The organism is Dongia sp., from assembly GCF_041918875.1.
GTDB lineage: Bacteria > Pseudomonadota > Alphaproteobacteria > Dongiales > Dongiaceae > Dongia.
This window is the reverse complement of record NZ_JAYRUV010000027.1, coordinates 15,758-36,805: the sequence shown is the minus strand read 5'-3', so window position 1 is coordinate 36,805 and position 21,048 is coordinate 15,758. Positions and strand designations below refer to the sequence as shown.

Annotated in this window: 20 protein-coding genes and 1 tRNA gene; 12 read left to right on the top strand and 9 right to left on the bottom strand. The window is 64.2% G+C overall.

The annotated features are described in order from the left end of the window. The first annotated feature begins 124 nt into the window (after positions 1-124). The 5 genes from lspA to ACE3TY_RS20590 all read left to right on the top strand — a co-directional run bounded on the left by lspA (position 125) and on the right by ACE3TY_RS20590 (position 5,316). Positions 125-643, top strand: a complete 519-nt coding sequence (lspA, locus tag ACE3TY_RS20610; RefSeq protein ID WP_374656540.1) for a signal peptidase II — start codon at positions 125-127, stop codon at positions 641-643. A 2-nt stretch (positions 644-645) separates the two neighbouring features. Continuing rightward, complete coding sequence (locus ACE3TY_RS20605) at positions 646-1,242, top strand: DUF3035 domain-containing protein (protein ID WP_374656538.1); 597 nt, start codon at positions 646-648, stop codon at positions 1,240-1,242. A gap of 7 nt (positions 1,243-1,249) precedes the next feature. After that, the gene (locus tag ACE3TY_RS20600) at positions 1,250-2,632 is read left to right on the top strand and encodes a M16 family metallopeptidase (RefSeq protein ID WP_374656536.1); all 1,383 of its coding nucleotides are present in this window, start codon (positions 1,250-1,252) and stop codon (positions 2,630-2,632) included. Next, positions 2,629-3,975, top strand: coding sequence for a M16 family metallopeptidase (locus ACE3TY_RS20595; RefSeq protein ID WP_374656534.1), 1,347 nt, complete (start codon positions 2,629-2,631; stop codon positions 3,973-3,975). Before ACE3TY_RS20600 ends, ACE3TY_RS20595 begins: the two co-directional genes overlap by 4 nt. A 129-nt stretch (positions 3,976-4,104) precedes the next feature. After that, on the top strand, positions 4,105-5,316 hold the full coding sequence (locus tag ACE3TY_RS20590) for a multidrug effflux MFS transporter (RefSeq protein ID WP_374656532.1): 1,212 nt from the start codon (positions 4,105-4,107) through the stop codon (positions 5,314-5,316). A gap of 11 nt (positions 5,317-5,327) precedes the next feature. Here the strand turns inward: ACE3TY_RS20590 and ACE3TY_RS20585 are convergent, their stop codons facing one another. Both ACE3TY_RS20585 and ACE3TY_RS20580 read right to left on the bottom strand, forming a co-directional pair. Then, complete coding sequence (locus tag ACE3TY_RS20585; RefSeq protein WP_374656530.1) at positions 5,328-7,394, bottom strand: transglycosylase domain-containing protein; 2,067 nt, start codon at positions 7,392-7,394, stop codon at positions 5,328-5,330. 139 nt (positions 7,395-7,533) lie between these two features. After that, positions 7,534-8,661: a DUF2336 domain-containing protein gene (locus ACE3TY_RS20580; RefSeq protein WP_374656528.1), complete on the bottom strand. Its 1,128-nt coding sequence runs from the start codon at positions 8,659-8,661 to the stop codon at positions 7,534-7,536. Positions 8,662-9,228: 567 nt separating this feature from the next. Between ACE3TY_RS20580 and ACE3TY_RS20575 the strand changes: the two genes are divergently transcribed. Beyond that, positions 9,229-9,314: transfer RNA gene (locus tag ACE3TY_RS20575), tRNA-Leu, on the top strand. Positions 9,315-9,457: 143 nt separating this feature from the next. Next, positions 9,458-9,799, top strand: coding sequence for a hypothetical protein (locus ACE3TY_RS20570; protein WP_374656526.1), 342 nt, complete (start codon positions 9,458-9,460; stop codon positions 9,797-9,799). 352 nt (positions 9,800-10,151) lie between these two features. On the opposite strand, the gene ACE3TY_RS20565 is transcribed toward ACE3TY_RS20570, so the two are convergent. Genes ACE3TY_RS20565 through ACE3TY_RS20555 form a run of 3 tightly spaced genes read right to left on the bottom strand, consistent with a single transcriptional unit; the run spans position 10,152 to position 12,892 of the window. Further along, on the bottom strand, positions 10,152-11,504 hold the full coding sequence (locus ACE3TY_RS20565) for a sensor histidine kinase (RefSeq protein WP_374656524.1): 1,353 nt from the start codon (positions 11,502-11,504) through the stop codon (positions 10,152-10,154). Continuing rightward, on the bottom strand, positions 11,501-12,157 hold the full coding sequence (locus ACE3TY_RS20560; RefSeq protein WP_374656522.1) for a response regulator: 657 nt from the start codon (positions 12,155-12,157) through the stop codon (positions 11,501-11,503). Before ACE3TY_RS20560 ends, ACE3TY_RS20565 begins: the two co-directional genes overlap by 4 nt. A gap of 12 nt (positions 12,158-12,169) precedes the next feature. After that, a complete protein-coding gene (locus ACE3TY_RS20555; RefSeq protein WP_374656520.1) occupies positions 12,170-12,892 on the bottom strand; it encodes a hypothetical protein in 723 nt (240 codons plus the stop codon). A gap of 173 nt (positions 12,893-13,065) precedes the next feature. Between ACE3TY_RS20555 and ACE3TY_RS20550 the strand changes: the two genes are divergently transcribed. Beyond that, positions 13,066-13,521 carry a hypothetical protein gene (locus ACE3TY_RS20550; protein WP_374656518.1) on the top strand — a complete coding sequence of 152 codons (456 nt, stop codon included), beginning with the start codon at positions 13,066-13,068 and terminating at the stop codon, positions 13,519-13,521. A gap of 74 nt (positions 13,522-13,595) precedes the next feature. Here ACE3TY_RS20550 and ACE3TY_RS20545 read toward each other — a convergent pair whose 3' ends face one another. Beyond that, on the bottom strand, positions 13,596-14,510 hold the full coding sequence (locus tag ACE3TY_RS20545; RefSeq protein ID WP_374656516.1) for a dihydrodipicolinate synthase family protein: 915 nt from the start codon (positions 14,508-14,510) through the stop codon (positions 13,596-13,598). A 163-nt stretch (positions 14,511-14,673) separates the two neighbouring features. Here ACE3TY_RS20545 and ACE3TY_RS20540 point away from each other — a divergent pair, with 163 nt between their 5' ends. Then, a complete protein-coding gene (locus ACE3TY_RS20540; RefSeq protein ID WP_374656514.1) occupies positions 14,674-15,330 on the top strand; it encodes a GntR family transcriptional regulator in 657 nt (218 codons plus the stop codon). Here the strand turns inward: ACE3TY_RS20540 and ACE3TY_RS20535 are convergent. Beyond that, the gene (locus tag ACE3TY_RS20535; protein ID WP_374656512.1) at positions 15,265-15,630 is read right to left on the bottom strand and encodes a hypothetical protein; all 366 of its coding nucleotides are present in this window, start codon (positions 15,628-15,630) and stop codon (positions 15,265-15,267) included. The genes ACE3TY_RS20540 and ACE3TY_RS20535 overlap by 66 nt on opposite strands. Here ACE3TY_RS20535 and ACE3TY_RS20530 point away from each other — a divergent pair. From ACE3TY_RS20530 to ACE3TY_RS20520, 3 genes are all read left to right on the top strand, one after another. Then, on the top strand, positions 15,629-16,243 hold the full coding sequence (locus tag ACE3TY_RS20530) for a DUF2062 domain-containing protein (RefSeq protein WP_374656510.1): 615 nt from the start codon (positions 15,629-15,631) through the stop codon (positions 16,241-16,243). The genes ACE3TY_RS20535 and ACE3TY_RS20530 overlap by 2 nt on opposite strands. Positions 16,244-16,301: 58 nt before the next feature. Further along, the gene (locus ACE3TY_RS20525; RefSeq protein WP_374656508.1) at positions 16,302-17,723 is read left to right on the top strand and encodes a glutamine synthetase family protein; all 1,422 of its coding nucleotides are present in this window, start codon (positions 16,302-16,304) and stop codon (positions 17,721-17,723) included. Positions 17,724-17,860: 137 nt separating this feature from the next. Then, a complete protein-coding gene (locus tag ACE3TY_RS20520; RefSeq protein WP_374656506.1) occupies positions 17,861-18,184 on the top strand; it encodes a hypothetical protein in 324 nt (107 codons plus the stop codon). An 18-nt stretch (positions 18,185-18,202) separates the two neighbouring features. Here the strand turns inward: ACE3TY_RS20520 and ACE3TY_RS20515 are convergent, their stop codons facing one another. Next, a complete protein-coding gene (locus ACE3TY_RS20515) occupies positions 18,203-19,144 on the bottom strand; it encodes a hypothetical protein (protein WP_374656504.1) in 942 nt (313 codons plus the stop codon). A 10-nt stretch (positions 19,145-19,154) separates the two neighbouring features. Then, positions 19,155-21,026 carry a hypothetical protein gene (locus ACE3TY_RS20510; protein ID WP_374656502.1) on the bottom strand — a complete coding sequence of 624 codons (1,872 nt, stop codon included), beginning with the start codon at positions 21,024-21,026 and terminating at the stop codon, positions 19,155-19,157. Positions 21,027-21,048: the final 22 nt, after the last annotated feature.

Sequence of the window (21,048 nt, the reverse complement as noted above, 5' to 3'; positions counted from 1 at the left end):
TCACCCCAACCCCTCTCCCGCGAGGGGAGAGGGGCTATAGCACCTCATTCCCTCTCCCCGCGCGGGAGAGGGTCAGGGTGAGGGGGCGGTTGCGACTGATGAAATTTGGGGCGGGGGAATGAAAATGCGCATCGCTTCCGCCGCCCTCTTCCGCTATGCGACCCTGCTGGCGGGCCTCGTCATCGTCGCCGACCAGTTCAGCAAATGGCTGGTGATGGTCGAGATCATGAACCCGCCGCGGGTCATTCCGATCCTGCCCGTGGGCCAGGCCGGCCTCAACCTGGTCATGGCCTGGAATACGGGGGTGAGCTTCAGCATGCTGCGGGGGACGGGGCCCTGGCTGCTGTCGGGACTCGCGGTCGCGGTGAGCGTCGGTCTCCTCGTCTGGCTCTCGCGGCTCACCAGCCGGCTGCCGGCCTATGCGGTCGGGCTCATCGTCGGCGGAGCGCTCGGCAATGTGATCGACCGGCTTCGTTTCGGGGCGGTCTTTGATTTCATAGACTTTTATGTGGGTAGCTGGCACTGGCCGGCCTTCAACCTCGCGGATTCCGCCATCACGGTGGGCGTCGTTCTGCTGTTGTTCGACGCCTTGTTTCAGTCATCGGATAAGGGTAAAAATAGCGCCGGATCGGAGGCCCCCTAACCATGCACGCCAAACACATACTCACGGCCATTGGCCTGCTGGCCCTGCCCGCCTTGGCCGGCGGCTGCTCGACAGCCACCAAGGAAGCGCTGGGGCTGACCAAGCGCTCGCCCGATGAATTCGAAGTCGTGTCGAACGCGCCGCTGTCGATGCCGCCCGATTACAACCTGCGCCCGCCGGCGCCGGGCTCGCCCCGCCCCCAGGAAGGGACGGCGCGCGATCAGGCCCAGCAGGTGGTCTTCGGCTATCCGGGTGCGGGCGGCGTGCCGTCGAAGCTGCCGGAAATCGGCGTCGGCGAAGCCTCGTCCGCCCAGTCGGCCGGCGAAGCCTCGTTGCTGCAATCGGTCGGCATGGCCGGCGTAGATCCCAATATCCGCCAGGTGGTGGATGCGGAAACGGCCGAGGACGAGGCGGATTCGAAACAGCTGGTGGACAGCATCGTCTTCTGGCGCAAGCCCGAACCCTATGGCACCGTGGTCGACCCGACCGAGGAGCAGAAGCGCCTGCAGGAAAATGCGGCGCTGGGGAACGCGCCGACCCAGGGCGACGTTCCCATCATCGAACGCAAACAGAAAGGCCTGCTGGAAGGCCTGTTCTAGGAACTCGATGCCAAAAGCCCGTAAAGTCCGCTTAAGGCCGGCAGCGTTATGCGCCGGCCTTAGTTTTTCGCTTTCCCTCCTCGCCGCCAACCCGGCCGGGGCGGAACTCTTCGAAGCCAAGACCTATACGCTGAAGAACGGCATGGAGGTGGTGGTGCTGCCGCGCCACCTCGCCCCCGTCGTGTTCCAGGTCGTGGTCTATAAGGTGGGCGCCGCCGACGGCGACAAGGCCAAGAACGGCATCGCCCATTTCCTCGAACATCTGATGTTCAAGGCCACCAGGAAAATGGCGGCCGGCCAGTTCAGCCAGGATGTCGACAAGGTGGGCGGCACGGACAATGCCTTCACCAACCAGGACATGACCGCCTACCACCAGGAATTCGCCGCCGAGCACCTGCCGCAATTCATGGCGGCGGAGGCGGACCGCATGGTCAATCTGCAGCTCGACGACGGCGTCGTGCTGCCGGAGCGCGACGTCATCCTCAACGAGCGCGGGCAGACGGTGGAAAGCGATCCGGGAAGCCGCATCGCCGAGGCGATGAACGCGGCCGTCTTCCAGAACCATCCTTACGGCCTGCCCATCATCGGCTGGCGGCATGAGATGGAGCAATACTCGACCGAGGATGCGCTGGGCTTCTATCGCCGCTGGTACGCGCCCAACAATGCCATCCTGGTGGTGGCGGGCGATGTGGAGCCGGACGCGGTCAGGGACCTGGCCGAAAGGAATTTCGGTCCCCTGCCCGCGCGCGCGATTCCCGAACGCGACCGGCTGATGGAACCGCCGCCGGAAGCACCGCGGCGCCTGTCGCTCGCCAGCCCCGAGGTGGAACATCCGGCGGTCTGGCGGCGCTACCTGACGGAGAGCTACCGCACGGCGGCGCTGGGCGAGGATAAGGCGGCGCCTTACGCGCTGAGCCTGCTTTCCGAAATCATGGGCGGCGGCGCCGTGGGCCGGCTCTACCGGCAGATGGTGATCAAGGACGGCGTCGCCATCAGCGCCGGGGCCCGCTTCAACGGCGATCCGCGTGATTATGGCAGCTTCACCTTCTATGCCAGCCCGCGCGACCCGGCGGATCTTCCCAAGGCCGAACAGGCGATCGATGCGGAAATCGCCAGGCTGCTCGAGGACGGCATCACCGAGGAGGAGCTGGCTGCGGCCAAGAAGCGGCTGCTGATGGATGCCGCCAAGTCGCGCGACAGCCTCAACGGCCCGGCTTTGCTGGTGGCCGAGGCGCTGGCCAGCGGCGAAACGATGGCCGACATCCAGGCCTGGCCGGAGCGGATCGAGGCCGTCAAGGTGGCCGACGTGATGCTGGCCGCCAGGGAAATCTTCAGGACCGAGAACAGCGTCACCTCGACCCTGCTGCCGGAAACGGAGACGGCGCCATGATGACGAGATTCTTCCGCCCCACCATTTTATCCGCCATTTTATGCGTGGCGCTGGCGCTGCTGCCGCGTGTTGCGGCGGCAACCGACATCCAGAAGGTCGTGAGCCCCGCCGGCATCGAGGTCTGGCTGATCGAGGACCATACGGTGCCGGTGGTCTCGCTTTCCTTCGGTTTCAAGGGCGGCACCGCCGCCGATCCCAAGGGCAAGGAAGGGGTGGCCAAGCTGGCTTCCGGCCTCTTCGACGAAGGGGCGGGCGAACTCGATTCCTCCGCCTTCCAGCAGCGCATCGCCGATCTCGGCCTCGATTACGGCTTCGAAGCCAGCGCCGACAGTTTCAGCGGATCCTTGCGCTCGCTCACGCAGAACAAGGATGCGGCGGCCGATCTGCTGGCCCTGGCGTTGACCCAGCCCCGCTTCGATCCGGAGCCGGTCGAGCGCATGCGCCGGCAGTTCCTCATCGCCATCGAGGGCGAAGAGCGCGACCCCGGTTCCGCCGCCTATCGCATGCTGGAGACGAAACTGCTGGGCGAACATCCTTACGCGCGCTCGAATTACGGCACCAGGGAAACCATGTCGGCGCTGGGTGCCGACGATCTCAAGCAGTTCGTCAAGGATCGCCTGACGCGCGACCAGCTTCATGTCGCGGCGGCCGGCGATATCGATGCGGCGGCCCTGGGCAAGCTGGTCGACCGGGCCTTCGCGGGCCTGCCGGCGACAGGCGCGCCGCTCGACGTGGCGGAGGCCGATGTGGCGCCGGCGGGGTCGCTCAGCGTCGTCAGCCGCGACATCCCGCAGGCGACCGTCCTCTTCGCGCAGAAAGGCGTCAAGCGCGAGGACAAGGATTTCTTCGCCGTCTATCTGATGAATTACGTGCTGGGCGGCGGCGGCTTCTCCTCGCGCCTGATGACGGAGCTGCGCGAGAAACGCGGGCTCACCTACGGCATCAGCACCGACCTGGTGACGCTCGACCATGTGGGCTTCCTCACCGGCCGGTTCGAGACGCCCAACGCCAAGGTCCGTGAAACGCTGGAGCTGCTGCGTGCCGAGTGGCGCCGCATGGCGGCGGAAGGACCGACGCCGGAAGAGCTTGAGGCGGCACGCACCTATCTGCTGGGCTATTACCCGCGCAACCTGACCACGACCTCGAAAGCCGCCGACACCTTGCTCGGCATCCAGATGAACGATCTGGGGATCGACTATATCGAACGGCGCAAGACGGAGATCGAGGCAGTCACGATCGCGGATGTGAAACGCGTGGCCGGCGCGCTGCTCGACGAAAAGGCGCTGACCATTGTCGTGGCGGGAAAGCCGGAGGGGATCGAGGGGACCGTGCCGGTGCAGTGAGGTGGGTGGCGCCCTGTTCTGACTTGTCATGGCCCGCTTTAGGCGGGCCATCCACGAGTTTCGATCGATCTATTGAAAGTGGCTCGTGGATCCTCCGCCTTCGCGGCGGATGACAATAGAGAATAAGAAATGACCCCCGCTTCCCCCGCCCCCATCAGCCGCGCAATCCTCGCCACCCTCACCGCCCTGGTGGCGCTGGGGCCGTTGTCGACGGATTTCTATCTGCCGGCGCTGCCGGTGCTGGCGAAGTATTTCGGCGTCACGGAAGCGGGCGCGCAGGCGACGCTGTCGGCCTATCTCATCGGCTTTGCCGGCGCCATCCTGGTCTATGGACCGCTCTCCGACCGGTTCGGGCGGCGCCCCGTTTTGGCCGGGGGCGTCGTCATCTTCACCCTGGCGAGCCTTGGCTGCGCCATGGCCGAGAGCATCGGCAGCCTGATCGCGTTCCGCTTCGTGCAAGCGGTCGGCGCCTGTGCCGGGCCGGTCATCTCGCGCGCGATGGTGCGCGACCTGGTGGGGGCGAACGGTGCCGCAAGGGTCTTTTCCTATTTGAGCGCCGCGGTGGCGCTGGCGCCGGCGATCGCCCCCATCATCGGCGGCTTCCTCACCGACGCCTTCGGCTGGCGCGCCTGTTTCGTGGCGCTCACCCTTTACGGCGCGCTGGGCCTTGTCGCCATCTTCACCGTGCTCAGCGAAACCAACCGGACGCGCGACATGAATGCCGCCAATCCGCTGTCCTGGTTCCGCATCTATGGCGCACTCATCGGGCACCGCGAATATTTCGGCTATGTGCTGGCCGCCACATTCGGCTATAGCGGGATCTTCTGCTTCATCTCCGGCTCCAGCTTCGTCTTCATCGACGTGCTGGGCGTGCCGCCGAAATATTTCGGCTTCTGCTTCGGCGTCTTCGTCATCGGCTATATCGTCGGCGCCACCAGCGGCGGGCGCCTGTCGAAGCGCCTCGCGCCGGCGCAGCTGGTGGGGCTCGGCTCCCTCATCGCCCTGGCGAGCGCGCTGGTCCTGGTCGCCGTCAATCTGGTGGTCGCGGCTTCCGTCTGGAGCGTGCTGGCGCCGCTCCTTCCCTACATGATCGGTGTCGGCTTGACCCTGCCGGCGGCGCAGGCCGGGGCGATCGGCCCCTTCCCGCGTTCGGCGGGTGCCGCCTCCGCCCTGCTCGGCTTCGTGCAGATGGCGGTCGCGGCGGGCATCGGCGCCATGCTGGGCGTCATCGGATCGCCCTCGCCCGTGCCGATGACGCTGATGATCGCCCTGACCGGCCTTGCGCAGACCGCCTGCTATTGGCGGGTGATCCGGCCGGCCGCGAAAAATGCGGACGCCTAATCGCGTCCCCCTCAGTCGCGACCTTGGTCGTCGCGCTGCTGGTAGTAGGGCTTCTTCTCCTTGGCGGGCTGGCTGGGCGCGGTCTTCGCGTCCGAACTGCCGCCGCCCAGGATCGTGTCGAGCAGCGAACCGATGCCGCCGGGCTCTTCCTCCGGCTGCGCGGCGGGATTGCCCGGCGCTTCAGGCGCCAGTTCGGTGGGCGCACCGGCACTGGCCACCAGCGCGCCGCCGCCGCGCGGCACATCGCGGGGCGGGAGGCCGGCCAGCGCCCCGGCCATGAAATCGTGCCAGATGAGGACGGGGAGCGAGCCGCCGGTCACCTTGTCCATCGGCGCCCCATTGTCGTTGCCGACCCAGACGCCGGTCACCAGATCGGCGGTGAGGCCGACGAACCAGGCATCGCGGAAATTCTGGCTGGTGCCGGTCTTGCCGTAGACCGGCCAGCCGTCGAGCTTGGCCTTCTTGCCGGTGCCCCAATCGACCACCGAGGCCATGACGTCGAGCATTTCGGCGACCGCGCTGCCGGAGGCGACGCGCCCGGGGCCGGAGCCGCCGCGCTCGTAAAGCACCTCGCCCTCGCGGGTGGAGATGCGGGCGATGGCATAGGGCCAGACACCCTTCCCCTGGTTGGCGAAGACGGCATAGGCCGTGGTCATTTCGAGGAGCGTCGTCTCGGACGTGCCAAGCGCTATCGAGGCATCGTTACCGATCGGCGTGGTCAGCCCCAGACGCTGGGCGGCCGCGATCACGTTCCGGCGTCCGACCTGTTCGGAGAGCTGCACCGCCACCGAATTCAGCGAGCGCGCGAAGGCTTCGCGTAAGTTAACCTCGCCATAGAATTTGTCGTTGTAATTGCCGGGCTGCCATTTGCCGATGCGGATCGGCACGTCGTTGAAGAGGCTGCCGGGCCCATAGCCAGCTTCGAAGGCCGCCAGGAAGACGAAGGTCTTGAAGGCCGAGCCCGGCTGGCGCAGCGCCTGTGTCGCCCGGTTGAACTGGCTGCCGCGATAGGAGACGCCACCCACCATCGCCTTCACCGCCCCGTCCGGCGTCATGGCGACGAGGGCCGCCTGGCTGGCGTTCTGCTTCGGGCCCATCTCGGCGATGGTCCTGGCGAGATCCGCCTCGGCGAGGCGCTGCGACCGCGGGTCGAGCGTCGTCTCGACGATGAGGTCCTGGGTCGTGAAACCGACATAGGACGAGACCTGATCGAGCACCCAATCGGCATAGAACTGGCCGATCTGCCCGCGCGCCTCGGCGCTGACCGAGGGGGCCGTCATGGTGGCGGCGGCTTCGGCCACGTCGGGTGCGATGAACTCGGCCACCACCATGTTCCGCAGCACCAGGGTGGCGCGGTCGCGGGCGAGGGTCTTGTCGTTCAAGGGATTGTAGCGCGAGGGGGCTTTGAGCATGCCGGCCAGCATGGCGGATTCGAAGAGGCTCGCCTCGGCCGCCGGACGGCCGAAATATTTGCGCGACGCCGCATCGACGCCATAGGTGCCGGCGCCGAAATAGACGCGGTTCAGATAGAGTTCGAGAATCTGGTCCTTGGTGAAATTCCGCTCCAGCCACAGGGCCAGCAGGACTTCCTGGCCCTTGCGGTGGATCGAGCGTTCGGGCGTCAGGAAGATGTTCTTGGCGAGCTGCTGGGTGATGGTGCTGCCGCCCTGGACCAGCCGGCCGGAGGTGAGGTTCACATAGATGGCGCGGGCGAGGCCTTTGAGGTCGAGGCCGAAATGGCTGTAGAAGCGCCGGTCCTCGGTGGCGATGACCGCCTGGGGCAGATAGGCCGGCAGATCCTTCAAGGCCACGGCGCTGCCATAGAGATCGCCATAGGAGGCGATGAGGCTGCCGTCGCTGGCAACCAGGCTCACCGAGGCGCGGCGCTTGATCTCGTTGAGCTTGGAGACGTCGGGGAGGTCATAGGCGCACCAGGCGACGAAGATGAGCCCCAGGAAGCCGCCCCAGATGGTGGCGACCAATCCCCATTTCAGGGTGAACAAGGCCAGCCTGCGACGCCATTTGCGCGCGGGTCTGGTCTTCTTTTCGGTCTCTGCCTGCGAATCGCCTGCGCTCATGGCCGCCTTTTAGCAGATCGCGCGCCCGTGGCGCGACCCATACCTCAAGCGGTCATATGGCCATGAAATGCGGCGGCATCAGGGCAGGCTCAAGATCATTTTCCGGTGAGGAACCCGACTTTGGGAAGGGCTTCGCGCCTTAACGGCCGTGAGCGCGGCGGGCGCCGCCTTCCTGTCCGTTATCGTGGCTGGTTCGGCCGACCACCACCAGCAGCGCCTCGGTGATACGCTGCTCGAAGGCCTGTTCGGGATTGGCATCGCCAATCACGTCGTCGAGCACGGGGCGCACATTGTTGCGCCAGCCTTCCGGCGCGAAGCCGAAGCGGCGCACGCGCTCATGGCGGCCGAGCAGGGTGAGCTGGAGGAAAAGTTCGCGGTAGACGGGATCGAGGTGGCAGCGTTCGAAAAGCTGCTGCGGGCCGCGGCCGCCCTCGTCGCCGAGGAGCGCGCGGACGTTGCTGACCTGGATGCCGGCCTTGAGGCTCAAGGCCGGCAGCACGAAGGCGAAATTGCCCAAGGCAAAAGCGCGCAGGATCAGCGTCGAACTCAAGAGGCCGTTCTGGTGCAGCGCGTCGATGAGGGCGCGCATTTCCTCGGCGCGCTGGCCGGGGGCGAAACTGGTGAGAAGGATGTTCTCGCGCCCATGTTCGATGAGGGCGGAAACCCGCGCCGGCTCGAGATCGTATTTGTCGATGAGGCGCTCGAGGATGCGCCCCGTCACCACCGTCGTCATGCGCTCGGCCACCGCCATGGGAAGGGCCCGGCGCTGGGCCACCGCGTCGGTCACGTTGGCATTGTCGGCGAAGCGGTCGAGCATGCGGTGATAGGCCTGCGTCGGAATGGCCGCATTCTCGTTGGCGGCCACGCGCAGCACCACGGTCTCGTCGTCGGTCTTGATCAGCGCCGTCGAGACGGCGGCCGAGAGGATCGGGCGCGTCGCCACGACGCGGGCATGTTCGACCCCGCGCTGCTCGATCACGGCCACCAGATCCTCGTCGGTCAAGGCGAGGCATTCGGCCAGGATCGGCCGCGCCACGTCCATCACATCCTCGGCCAGGCGCCGGGCGATGCCGCGGTCGAGGCCGGGTGCGTTCTTCAGGGTCTCGGCAAGGCGGCGGCGGAAATCCAGCTCCGCCTCGGGCAGGACGGTGTTGATGATCGCGTTGGCGATCTCACGCTCTTCCTGCGTCATCTCGCCCGTCTGGTAGACACCGGCAACCGCCAGCATCGTGGCGGCGCGTCTGGCTGGGGTGGGGTCCGCGCTCAAGCGTGTTACATCTGCTTGGGTCAACCTTGCCACACTTCGTCCCTTCTGCATTCGCGGCGGGCCCTTAATCCTGGAACCCCGACTTTCGGAGTCCGGGCGCCGTCCCGAAATTTACGAATTCTCTTCAACCTTGGCCCGGCGCACCCGTTGCTGCCTCGTACGAACCCTGTGACGGGACCGGCGAGGACAGCTCCAAAGCGCCTGCCCAAACAATAGTTTTTGCCTAGCAGCGACGTCCAGCTTCCATCGCGCGAAAAACCCCGTTATCACGGATAAATCACGCTAATTCAGCAATATAGTGTGAGGTTTTGTTGCCTAAAATATGCCGTGAATCTTCGTTAATTTATCGTAAAAGCGCTGTGGCAAAACTGGGATGCGTGTGAGCGAAAAGTGCGATTTCGACCCGCGCGATCCGGCCCCATCCGCCGCGCCGGAGACGCCCCGTTATTCCCGGCGCCCATCCCGGCACATCAACCCGGAAGCTTGCCAAGCGCCCGCCTTTGGCTAATATGCCGCCCGCGCCGCGCCCCCGCCCGAACGATACGGGTGGAGCCGGCAGACACAGATGCCTCTGTGGCGAAATTGGTAGACGCGCCTGACTCAAAATCAGGTTCCCAAAAGGAGTGCTGGTTCGAGTCCGGCCAGGGGCACCACTTAACTTCTCTGCACATGAATCGCCCAATGGGTCTCCCTGGTCTCATGGATTCCCTTTGCAGGAGAGTTTTGTCTGACGGCCGCATACTTAAACTGCTATCGTTGTTTTTTTGGCCTTCGACCTCTCCTACTGGATAGCCCAATGACTGCTATGCGTCTGATCATCGTGGCCGCGACGTTTCTTGTGGCGTGTTCGCAAACACCGCAACAGCCGAAATCCTGCGGGGCCACTGCGGCTGAGAAATGGTTTGCGATGACTGAAGCCGATCTGATGGGTAACCCTGATTTCCAGGAATTCGCGGCAGGCATAGAAGCTGGGCAGCTAAAATCGGGTGCATCGAGCATGGCCTTCGTTGCCGCTGTTGCCAACCTTGCTACGGCAGAAACGGCCTTGGCCGACAATGAACCAGGGCGCGCATGCCTTCTTATAAAACAGGTGCGGTTGGATCCTCGCCTGCCGATCCAGTTTCGCCCGATACAGTAACTCGGAAGGCAAAGCGCAATCCGACGGCTACTAAAAAATACAGATCGCCAGAGATCACACAACTATCGACAGAAATCGCGCGGGGGCATGTCACGCGCGGGGGCGTTGGGAATTACGGCCTTAGATCCGCGCGCTTTGAGAAGGGCCTGTGCCGAGCAAATCCAGGTTCCGTGGAAAATATCGCGGGACCGCGCGATCTGCTTTCCGGCCGCGCCCGTCGCGGTTCATCTGGCGCATCACCCCTCCACCGCCGAGATACTCTATCTGGGTTTCAGGGCGGGGTTTCCGAGCCATGACATCGCCAGGCGACGGATGCAGGACGGCTCCGGCGGCATGCTGTCGGCGCGGCCGGTCACGCCGCCGGCAGGTCGAGATCGACGCGCAGGCCGCCCAACGCGCTGTCGCCCAGTTCAAGGCGACCGCGATAGAGGGCGACGATTTCCCGGACGATATCGAGGCCGAGGCCGGAGCCGGGCACGCGTTCGTCGAGACGCTGGCCGCGCGCCATGACGGATTGGCGCGCGGCGCTGGCAATGCCCGGCCCGTCATCCTCGATGGCGACCGTCAGGCGACCGCCTTGCCGGCTGGCTCGCACGGCGACGCGCGAGCGCGCCCATTTGCAGGCATTGTCGCAAAGATTGCCGAGCATCTCGACCAGGTCGCCGCGGTCGCCGGCAAAGGCCGTGCCGGGATCGATGTCGAAGCTGAGGTCGATCTGCCGGCCGCGATAGATCGTGCGCAGCGAGAAGGCCAGATCGTCGGCGACATCGGCAAGGTCCGTCCGGCTGTGACCGGCGGCGGACGGGCCGGCGGCGCGGATGCGCTGCAGGATGCGTTCGACCTGCCCGGCGATCGATTGCAGCTGGGCATCGAGTACGTCGCGCCGTTCCGGCTCCAGCGCGCCGATCTCATGCGAGAGGACGGAAAGTGGATTCTTGAGCGCATGCGCCAGATTGCCGGCTTCGTTGCGCGCCCGGTCGATGAGATGGCGGTTATGGTCGATCAGGGCATTCACCTCGTCCACCACGGGCGCGATCTCGTCGGGGAATGCGGTGCTTAGATGTTCGGCGCTGCCGTTGCGGATGTCCGCAATCTCGCCGCGCAGCAGCGACAGCGGGCGCAGGCCGAAACCCACCTGCAGATAGACGCCGATCAGGAAGGCGACGCCCAGCGTTGCAAAGACGATGAAGATGTTGCGGGCGAATTGCGCCAAGTCGGCCTCGAGCTCGTCGCAGGGTGCCGCGACCAGGACCGTGACCGGCCTGGTGCCGCCGGGCAGATTCACATCGCGGCGGAACGCGCGCAGCTCGCGCCCGCCGGGGCCGGCAATTTCGGCGACGCCGGAAACCTGCGACAGCAGCTTGAGCGCGCCGGCACCCATGGGCCCCGCCGAGGTCGATTGGCGCACCACCTCGCCGCCGACGGCCGCCTGCCAGTACCAGCCGCTGAAGACGCGCGCGAAGCGGGGATCGGCCGGTATGTAATCGAGCTTCAATGCACCGCTTTCGTCGATGCTGGCGGCCGCCAGCAATTCGCGCTGATAGGCCGCCAGCTGATCGTCGAGCCGGTCTTCGAGATGCGCCCGGAACGCCCAGAGCAGCAGGATGCCCGCGAGAACCAGCACGGGAACCGCCCAGAGAGCCGCCGCCGCCATCAGGCGCAGTTTCAGCGAATGCGGAAAGAATGTGCCGACGATCCGTTTCATAGCGCCAACACATAACCCTGGCCGCGCCGGGTTTCGATCGCGTCGGCGCCCAGTTTCTTGCGCAGGCGGTTGATCAGCACCTCGACCACATTGCTGTCGCAGTCGAAATTCTGGTCGTAGATATGTTCCGTGATCTCGGTCTTGGAGATGACGGCACCGCGGCGCATCATCATATAGGCGGTCAGGCGGTATTCGAGCGGCGTCATGGCGACCGGATTGCCGTCGCGGAAGACCATGCCCTGCGCGGTGTCGAGTGTCAGCGGACCGATCGTCACCACCGAACTCGCGACCCCTTTGGCGCGGCGGATCAGCGCTTCGATCCGGGCGATCACCTCCTCCATCTGGAAGGGCTTGGCGACATAATCGTCGGCGCCCGCGCGCAGGCCCTTCACCTTTTCGGTCCAGGAATCGCGCGCCGTCAGGATGAGGACCGGGGCCGCCACGCCTTCCTTGCGCCAGCGCTCCAGAATCGAGAGGCCGTCGATCTGCGGCAAACCCAGATCGAGGATGATCGCGTCATAATTTTCCGTGGCACCCAGATGATAGCCGTCCTCGCCGTCGCCGGCCGCATCGACCGCATAGCCGGCAGCGGCCAGAGCCGCCGACAGCAGGCGCTGAATGTCGAGATCGTCCTCGACGATCAGAATGCGCATATGCCCACCGGTTCAATCGTCATTACCGCCCTCGCCCCCACCCGAATCGCCACCCGAATCGCCGCTGCCTGAATCGCCACCTTCACCGCCATCCGAACCGCCTTCGCCGCCATCGGAATCGCCGCCGCTGGAATCGCCACTGCCGGAATCGCCACTGCCGGAATCGCCACTGCCGGAATCGCTGTCGCCCGAACCATCGCCGCCAGAACCACTGTCGCCAGAACCACTGTCGCCAGAACCGCTGTCACCTGGGCCATCGCCGCCCGGCGTGCCGCCGCTGCCGGAATCGGATCCACTGCCGCCGGGCGTTCCGTCGCCGGCATCCGGGCTTTCGGCGCGGCCATTGAGCCGGTCGATCAGCCTGGCGATCTCGGGATCGTCGGGCGATCCTTCGACACGCATCAGGTCGAGGTCGACGAGGTCGAAATCGAGCAGGGCCACATTGCCGCTGACGGTCAGCACCTTGACCTCATAGACCCAGGTGCAGGACCCGCCGATCGCGCGGGCGGCTATGTCGACCGAGAGCGGCTCGGCGCCGACCGTGCTGGCGAGTTCGCCGTAAAGCGCCGAAGTGCCGGCGGCACCGGCCGGGCCGGCGCCCGCGCTGCATTCGGCAGCCCGTACCTGACGCGCGCCAAGGGGGGCGGCAAGGCCGGCGACGCAGATCAGCGCCGCCAGCGCCAGGCGGCGACGCGGCGGCGGATGGATCGGCCTGATATGCGCATAGGGCGGCACGGATGACAGCTTTCCCAACGAGCGGGTGGACGCATGGTTAGCAGTATACTAACAGGCCTCATTCAACCTTAAGCCAAGCTTAAACCGTGCCTCAGGATCGCGTCAGCTAGCGGCTCCTATTCTGTCCAGGTTACGCGGTCGCTAATGCCGCAGCCAGCAAGGAGAAACGGGTAATGACCGATCGAACCGAACAACTCAGCAATCGCGCGACCGCCGGCAAAGAGGGGTTGGCCCGGCGCCTGCTTCTCGGCGGCACCGCGACACTCGCCCTGGTGGCGGCAATTGCCGCCGCGCCGATCGATTTCGAACGCAGCATGTCGGGACATCTCGCCGGGGCCCTGGCCCATGCCGATGGCGGCGAAGGCGGTGACAGTGGTGGCGAAGGTGGCGGCGACAGCGATGGTGGCGGCAGCGAAGGCGGTGGCGACGATAGCGGTGGCGACGACCATGGCGAAGGCGGCGACAGCGGCGGCGACGATCATGGCGAAGGCGGTGACGATGGCGGCGAAAGCGGCGATGACGGTGATGACGGCGACGATGACGGCACGCCCGATCAGGGCACCGGCGATGTTCCGGTCGATCCGAATGCGCCGCCGGCGCCGGTCGTTCCGGTGACCCCGGCCCCTTAAGGGCCCATCCTTCCCGGAAAGACGGAACGGGCCCGATCTCCCCCCGATCGGGCCCGTTTCCGATTGCGGCCCTTTCAGGCCGCCTTCTTCAGCTGTGGCCGGTTGGCAAGCGCCGTTTCGTAAAGAGCGATGACGCGCTTGCGTTCCGCCCCGTCCAGCACCAGGCGCGGCGCGCGCACGGTTTCGGTGCCGAGGCCCACGATCTGCTGGCCCAGTTTTATATGCTGCACCAGTTTGATCTCGGTATCGAGATGGAGGAGCGGCGTGAACCAGCGATAGAGCGCGCGGGCCTCTTCATAGCGCCCGGCCTTGCACATCTTCCACAAGGCGACCGCTTCGTCCGGAAACACGTCGGCAAGGCCCGAAATCCACCCATCGACGCCGAGCACGGCGCTTTCCAGCACCAGATCGTCGACGCCGGCGAAGATCCCGAAGCGCGCGCCAGCCTCGTTGTGGAGGTCGGTGATGCGCCGCACATCGTCCGACGATTCCTTGATGGCGACGATGTTCCTCACCGCGCCATAGGCCTTGAATGCCTCTGGCCGGATGTCGACGCCGTAGACCAGCGGATTGTTGTAGATCATCACCGGCAGGCCGCTTGCCGAGGCGACCTGGGCGAAATGATTGAGCGTTTCGCGCGGGTCGGATTTGTAGACCATGCCCGGCAGGACCATCAGTCCGTCGATGCCGATCTTCTCGGCATCGCGCGCATACTGCATGCCGCCGGCGGTGGTGAATTCCGAGACGCCGGAAAGCACCGGCACCTTGCCGCCCGCCACTTCCTTCGCGGCCCTGAGCACGGCGCGCTTCTCTTCCGCCTGCAGCGAGCAGTTCTCGCCACAGGTGCCCAGCATGATGAGGCCGTCGACGCCCGCCTTCAGCAGCGCCTCGATCTCGCGCTGCGTGGCCGGCAGGTCGAGGGCTTCGTCCGCCTTGAACTGCGTCGTTACCGCCGGGAACAGGCCCTGCCAGCTGACCGGATTGCTCATTTTTCGCTCCACCTTGTTTAACTGATTGAAAATGTGCGTTATTGCTTTGTTGATTTGAATATTGTATACATTATCCAAAGCGAGTCAATGTATCTCTTGCCGGGCGGCGAGTCCGCCGGGCAGAAGCGGGATCGGATTTCGTTTGGACGGAGTGGCGGCGGCGATGGATTCGATCATCCAGAAGCGGACCATGGCGGAGGAAGTGGCCGATGTGCTGCGCGGGCGCATCCTGTCCGGGCGCCTTCGGGCCGGCCTGCCGATCCGCCAGGAGCATGTCGCGAAGGAACTGGGGGTCAGCCGCATTCCCTTGCGCGAGGCGCTCTCGCAGCTTGCCGCCGAAGGCTTCGTGACGCTGGTGGCCCATAAGGGTGCGGTCGTGGCGCCCTTGTCGGCGGCCGAGGTCGAGGAACTGTTCGAATTGCGCCTGGTGCTGGAGGACCGCCTCCTCACCCGCGCCATCCCGCGCCTGACGGCGGAAGATTTTGCAGCGCTCGACCGGCTGATCGAGGAAAGCATGACGCCCAAGGGCCTGAAGCGCTGGGGCGAGTTCAACTGGCGCCTGCACGAGACGATGTATCTGCCGGCGGCGCGGCCGGTGACCTTGAAGCTGCTCAAACGCGTCCACGACAATATCGACCGCTATCTGCGCCTGGAAATCGCCCTGTCCACGGAAGGGCGCCAGCGCGGCTATCGCGAGCACCGCGAGCTGGTCGAGCTGTGCCGCGCCGGCGATGTGGCGGGCGCCCGCGCGCTGCTAGCCGTGCATATCGGCACCACCGCCCGCAACCTCGCCGCCAGCCTCGAGCGCCGGCAGGGCTGAGCGCCGCGGCGCCGGGCCGTGGCGCATCTGCACGTATGACCGCAGCAGCGGGATCTGCTGCGAGAGTATCTGCGGCTCCTTGAGCGCCTTCGAGACGACGATGGCCCCTTCGACAATGGCCGAGACCATATCGGCCAGCGCATCCGTTTCGATTCTGTAGCGCGGGCTGTAATGCGCATCGATTTCGGCAAAGATGGCGGCGAAGCGGCGGCGCCGGTTGGGACAAGCTGTCCCCTTGCGCCGCCGCGCCTGAACAATCACATTCGGGGGCCATTGACCGACCGAGTCCAAGCGCCGCATGAACGCACATAAAATCCGTCCCGCCCCGCGCGCCGACCGCCAGCGCCGGCCGGATATGATGGGCCGGCTGCGGCGCCTGCTGCGCTACCGCATCGTCGTGCCGATGATGCGTTCGCGCCATTCGCCCGAACATGCCGCGCGCGGCAGCTTCGTCGGCCTCTTCTGGGCCTTCACGCCCTCGGTCGGCATTCAGATGCCGCTGGTCCTCATCACCTGGACACTCGCCCGGCGCTTTCCCAGATGGGACTTCAATCTGGTTCTCGCCATCGCCTGGACCTGGACCACGAACGCCTTCACCGCCCTGCCCTGCTATTATGTCTTCCATCTGACGGGACAAGTGATGTTCGGCCATTGGGACCGGCTGGCGGGTTTCGCGAGCTTCCGCCTGATGTGGAACGATATCTTCACCGCCGAGCAGAGCATGCTTGAGCAATTGCAGGCGCTGGCGCGGGTGCTGATTCTCGATTGGGGCGTGACCATGCTGGTTGGCTCGCTGCCCTGGGCGCTCGTCATCGCCTGGCTCGGCTATCGCTACAGCCTCAAATTCGTCCTGGCCTATCGCCATGCCCGCCACGAGCGGATGATGAAGCGGCATCGCAACAGGGTGGCTTGATTCGGCATCGGCGGCTGGCTAGGGTCGCCCCGGTTCATCATTCGGGGTATTAACCATCATGGCCAAGGCAGCGGCAAAGAAGCGCGTCTCCACGGACGGCAACAAGGGTGGCGGCAAGGAATTCGATGCCTTCCTGAAACGCTATCCCAAGACCGCCGAGGTCGATGTCTTCGTCCACGACATGAACGGCTTCCTGCGCGGCAAGCGTTTTCCCGTGGCGGAAGCGCGCAAGCTCTGGGAATCCGGCATCGAGATGCCGCGCTGCCTGCTGTTCCTCGATCCGACCGGCGACGATCTCGATCCCGGCGGACGCTCGGAAGCGCTGGGCGATCCCGACGGCACCGCGCTGCCCATTCCGGGGCGGCTTGCGCCCGTGCCCTGGGCCGATCATCCGACGGCGCAGGTGCTCCTGCAGATGCACGATCCCTATCTCAAGGGCGAAACCAATGCGGGCAAGCCCTCGAAATACTGCCCGCGCGCAGCGCTCCAGGGCGCGCTTGCGCGTCTCGAGAGGCTGGGTGTGACGCCGATGGTGGCGGTGGAGCTTGAATTCTACCTGCTCGACCAGACGCGTGACAGAACAGGCCGGCCGCTGCCGCCGAAGAATCCGCTGACCGGCCAGGTCGAAACGTCGAAGCAGCCCTACAGCATGGACGATCTCGACGCCTATGCGAGCTTCATCCGCCGCGTGGCCGGGAATGCCGAGGCGCAAGGGATTCCCGCCTCCGCCGCCATCACCGAATATTCGCCCGGCCAGTTCGAGATCAATCTGAAGCATCAGCCGGACGCGGTCGCGGCCTGCGACAATGCGGTCCTCCTCAAGCGCTGCATCAAGGGGACGGCGCGCGAGCTTGGGTATAACTCCACCTTCATGTCGAAGCCGTTCCTGGACGCCGCCGGCAGCGGCATGCATGTGCATGTGAGCCTCATCGATAGAGCCGGCAAAAACCTCTTCGGCGAGACGGGAGCGAAGGGCGAGGCGATGCTGCGCCATGCCATCGGCGGGTTGCAGGCCAGCATGGCGGAAGCGATGGCGATCTTCGGCGCCAACCCCAATGCGAGCCGGCGCTATGTGCCGGGCGCCAACGTGCCGATGAGCCCGGAATGGGGCCATAACAACCGCACGGTCGCCTTCCGCATTCCGGCCGGCGGCCCCAAGGCGCGCCGCATCGAGCATCGCGTCGCCGGGGCCGACGCCAATCCCTATCTCACCATGGCGGCGATCCTCGCCGGCATCGCCCATGGGCTGGAGAACGAGCTCGATCCAGGTGCCGCCGCCGAAACCGGCGATTTCGCCAGGCCCGCCGACCCGCGCATTCCCTTCAAGTTCGGCGCAGCGCTCGAGGCCCTCGCCAAGGCGAAGATCCTGCCGAAATACATCGAGAAGGAATGCCTCGACCTCTATGTCGATGCCCGGCGCGTGGAGATGGAGAAGTTCCACGACGTGATATCCCAGCGCGAATACGACTGGTATCTGTGAGTCCCAGACGGCATCGGCACCATAGCAGCCGGCGGCGAAGCCCTCTCTACCGGGCCTTCCGCTACCGCCTGCTCATTCCGATGCTGCGCAGCCGCCACCCGCCAGAATTCGCGGCACGCGGCACGGCGCTGGGCCTCATGCTCGCCTTCACGCCGACCATCGGCCTCCACACGCTGCTGGCAACCGGGCGCATAGGCGATCTCGAAACATCGTGGCGGATCACCGGCGGCAAGGGCGGTTCCCTCTTCGATCTGACGATTGGCCTTCTATTTGCGTCCATTGTGATTGTCGCGATGCTAGTCGTCATCGCCTTCGTCATGCTGCCCGCCTATGTCGGCGACCTCGGTTTTGTCGCCTTGCCGGCCATGACGCTGGCGATACCCGTTCTCCTTCGAACCCTGCAATTGTCTGCCTTTGTTGAACGATATTTTTCTCTTGGCGCTGAGTTCAACGACGTTTGAGATGGCAGCGGCCTAACTCTATTGTCTCACTTTCTTTGGCCTGGGGCCGATCATGAGGGCCGGGCCGTCGCTACGACCATCCAACGGCGTAAATGCGAAATCTACATAGCGCGCTGGTGTCTCCAGCGCGCCTTCCAGAGCCTTTCTTCCGACTAACCGCCAGTGCTTGCCGCTCCAATTTTCAGGGTGGACGATCTGTCGCTCGATCGGATCATAGACAGCAACGTCTTTGGTCGTGATTCGCCGCCAGAGAGCATGTGCACGCTTTGCGAAGGCTGTCGTCTCAGGATCGTTGAGATCATAACATGCAAAGAACTCACTTGCAGCGCCACTTAGCACTGCCATTTCCGGATAGCGATCGATGGGCAGCTTGCTGTGTTCCACGGCGGAAAGACGATAGCGAAGATTCGGCCGTCGTGGGTCTACATAGTCGTCACTCTCGTAATGGAAAGTGAACCACCTGCCTTCATCTCGATATTGAAGCGCCAGCCTGAAGACGTCACTAGGAGTTTCCCGCCCACCGATGAGCCGCTCCGGATCGCCTGTTTCCATTTCTTCAGGCCACGGCCAGCGGCAGTAGATATCGGGGCGATTGAAATTAGGCCCGTTGTAGCTGGGTCGATCTCTTTCAACTTCCAGCGCGGCCCTCACCGCGTCGAGAAGAGAGGTGAAAAGAACGATCGGCAAGTCCGCGGAAAATTTCGATGGCGTTGGCGTGCCGGTTTTGTAATTGGCAAAAAAGTAGACAAGCTCCGGAAACTCGTGCTTGAGGACATCTGAATACATGCCCACGTCTTGGAGATTGATCTTTGCATAGCTCCGGAGTCTGCGATGTTTCGCTTCGGGCTCAGAGGCGAGCATTTTGGCAGTCGCTTCAAAATTTAGCGCGCTCTGACTTCCATAGCGCAGTGCGTCTCGGATCCACGCACGTCGCGCTTCAATATCGGCTCCATGATTCATTTCTTTCTCACTAGTTGTCATTAGACAATAGCTCTGACACTTCTGACGCCTTTTCTATCGCTACCTTGATCAGGAAAGGCCGTTTGCAATCGACCATCTTATTCACGAAATCGTCCATAGCTTTCAGATAGTCTTCCATAGACTGACCGGGTTTTCTTTTCGAAAAGTGGCCAATTCCTGCCGCCTCAATGTCGAGGTCACCTTCCCTAATTCCGCGAGCGATATTGTTCACGAGCTTGTATATTTGATTTACCTCATTCGGCTTCAGTGTAATTCCGTCGGCATATGTAGCCGAATGGTTTGCAAAAAGCCCAATCGAGCGGCCGTTAATGGTAAATGGCACATGTCCATCCGAATAGCTTCCGCCCAGGAACTGCCCAAGGGTTTTCGGAATGAATTTCTCCTTCCTTCCGTAAAATTCGCCCTGAACCTGTCCGCCACATGCTTGTATGGCCGCAGCAAGCTTCTTTGTCATAAGTTCCGCTATATCCCGGGTCTCTTTACTTCCAAGCCGCCCGCCATATGTTTCTTCTTCGGCGATAACCGTGGCTGCCTGAAAAAAGACATCTGACAGATCCGCCCCGGAAATTCTAAGCGGCCTAATAAGCCCCAAGAATGGCTTGGATGCTGCAACCGTTTCATTCGGCTTTATGCCTGCCTCTGTCCAGTGCTGCGCCGGAGCGAATACGATCTTGGCAACGGCATCTTTGATCTCAGCTACCTGTTTAGGTGTCGCTGCTTCATGATAGGCTGTATGGAAATCTGTCAAAGCGACATTCGACAGCTTGTCGACTTCGCCCTGCATCGACCGAAATACCGCATCCGGGTTCTGCTCCAGGAGACGAGACCATTCGTCTTTCATATCCTCGAGATAGGCAAAGCGGCCTGCGTCACTCGCCGCATGGATGGCATATTCGCTGGGCGCGGGCTCCGGATAGCCTTTGCGTTTCCAGTTGAAAAGGCGGTCGTCGATCTGCCTTTCCTCTTCCTCTGCCATTGCTGCGCCCGCAATGATCGGCTTGCCGGGCGACTTCTCCTCGGCTTGACGATCGATGCGCTTGGCCGCACCTTGCCCCGCTACGCCAGGGCTATTGTCATTGGCGACCGAACGATAATTGTCGTTTGCGTGGTAGCCGACGAGTTTTTCGTTATAAGCTCGGCGTTGTCCCGATGGGAGCGATGGGGGCGCGATGAAAGGTTGCGCTTCCTTCACCTCCTTGGGCAATCCGGTAACGGCTCTGTCGGTGCTGGCGACGAGCACGGGCGGTTGCGCCGGTTCCTTCGGCAGCGAACCCCACGCTGCGGCATCGTCTGTCAGATCGAGATCGAGATCGACATCGCCGGCAACACGCGTCAGGTCCGGCCGCTCGTTCGGCTGTGCTCCCATGTCGCGCGTCTTGTTGGGGTAGGTCGCTTCCTGCTCCTTGCTCGCGGCGCCGCGTTTGCCTTGCGCCAGCGCCAGTGCCTCCGCTTCGCCAGGATGCGGCTTGTCGTCGGGATATTGACCGAGCTCGGTCCAGGTGACGCCCGTTCGAGCGAAGTCGTTGAACGCCTTGCCGCGGATCGCCTGAACGTCGCGGTCTTCGCGGAGTGCCGCGGTGATGCTGCGATGCTTGCCGTCCGGCCCGCGAAAGAACTGGCCGGTGCCGAGATGGGGCATGTCATCGAGGAGCGATTGCGTCTGTGCATCAACCGGCGGCTTTGTCTGCCAGCGATCCGGATGGACCGATTGGCGGTAGGCCTGGGCGTGCCATTCCCGCTCCTGCTCGGGCCCGTCAAATGCGAAGGTCGCGCCGTCCCATCGGCCAAGCGGCGTATATGGCGGTCGTTTGGCTACGCCCGCGATGGGGTTGAACAAGCGGTCTCGGTTGTCACGGCTCATTGCGCTCTCCTGCGTAAATTAC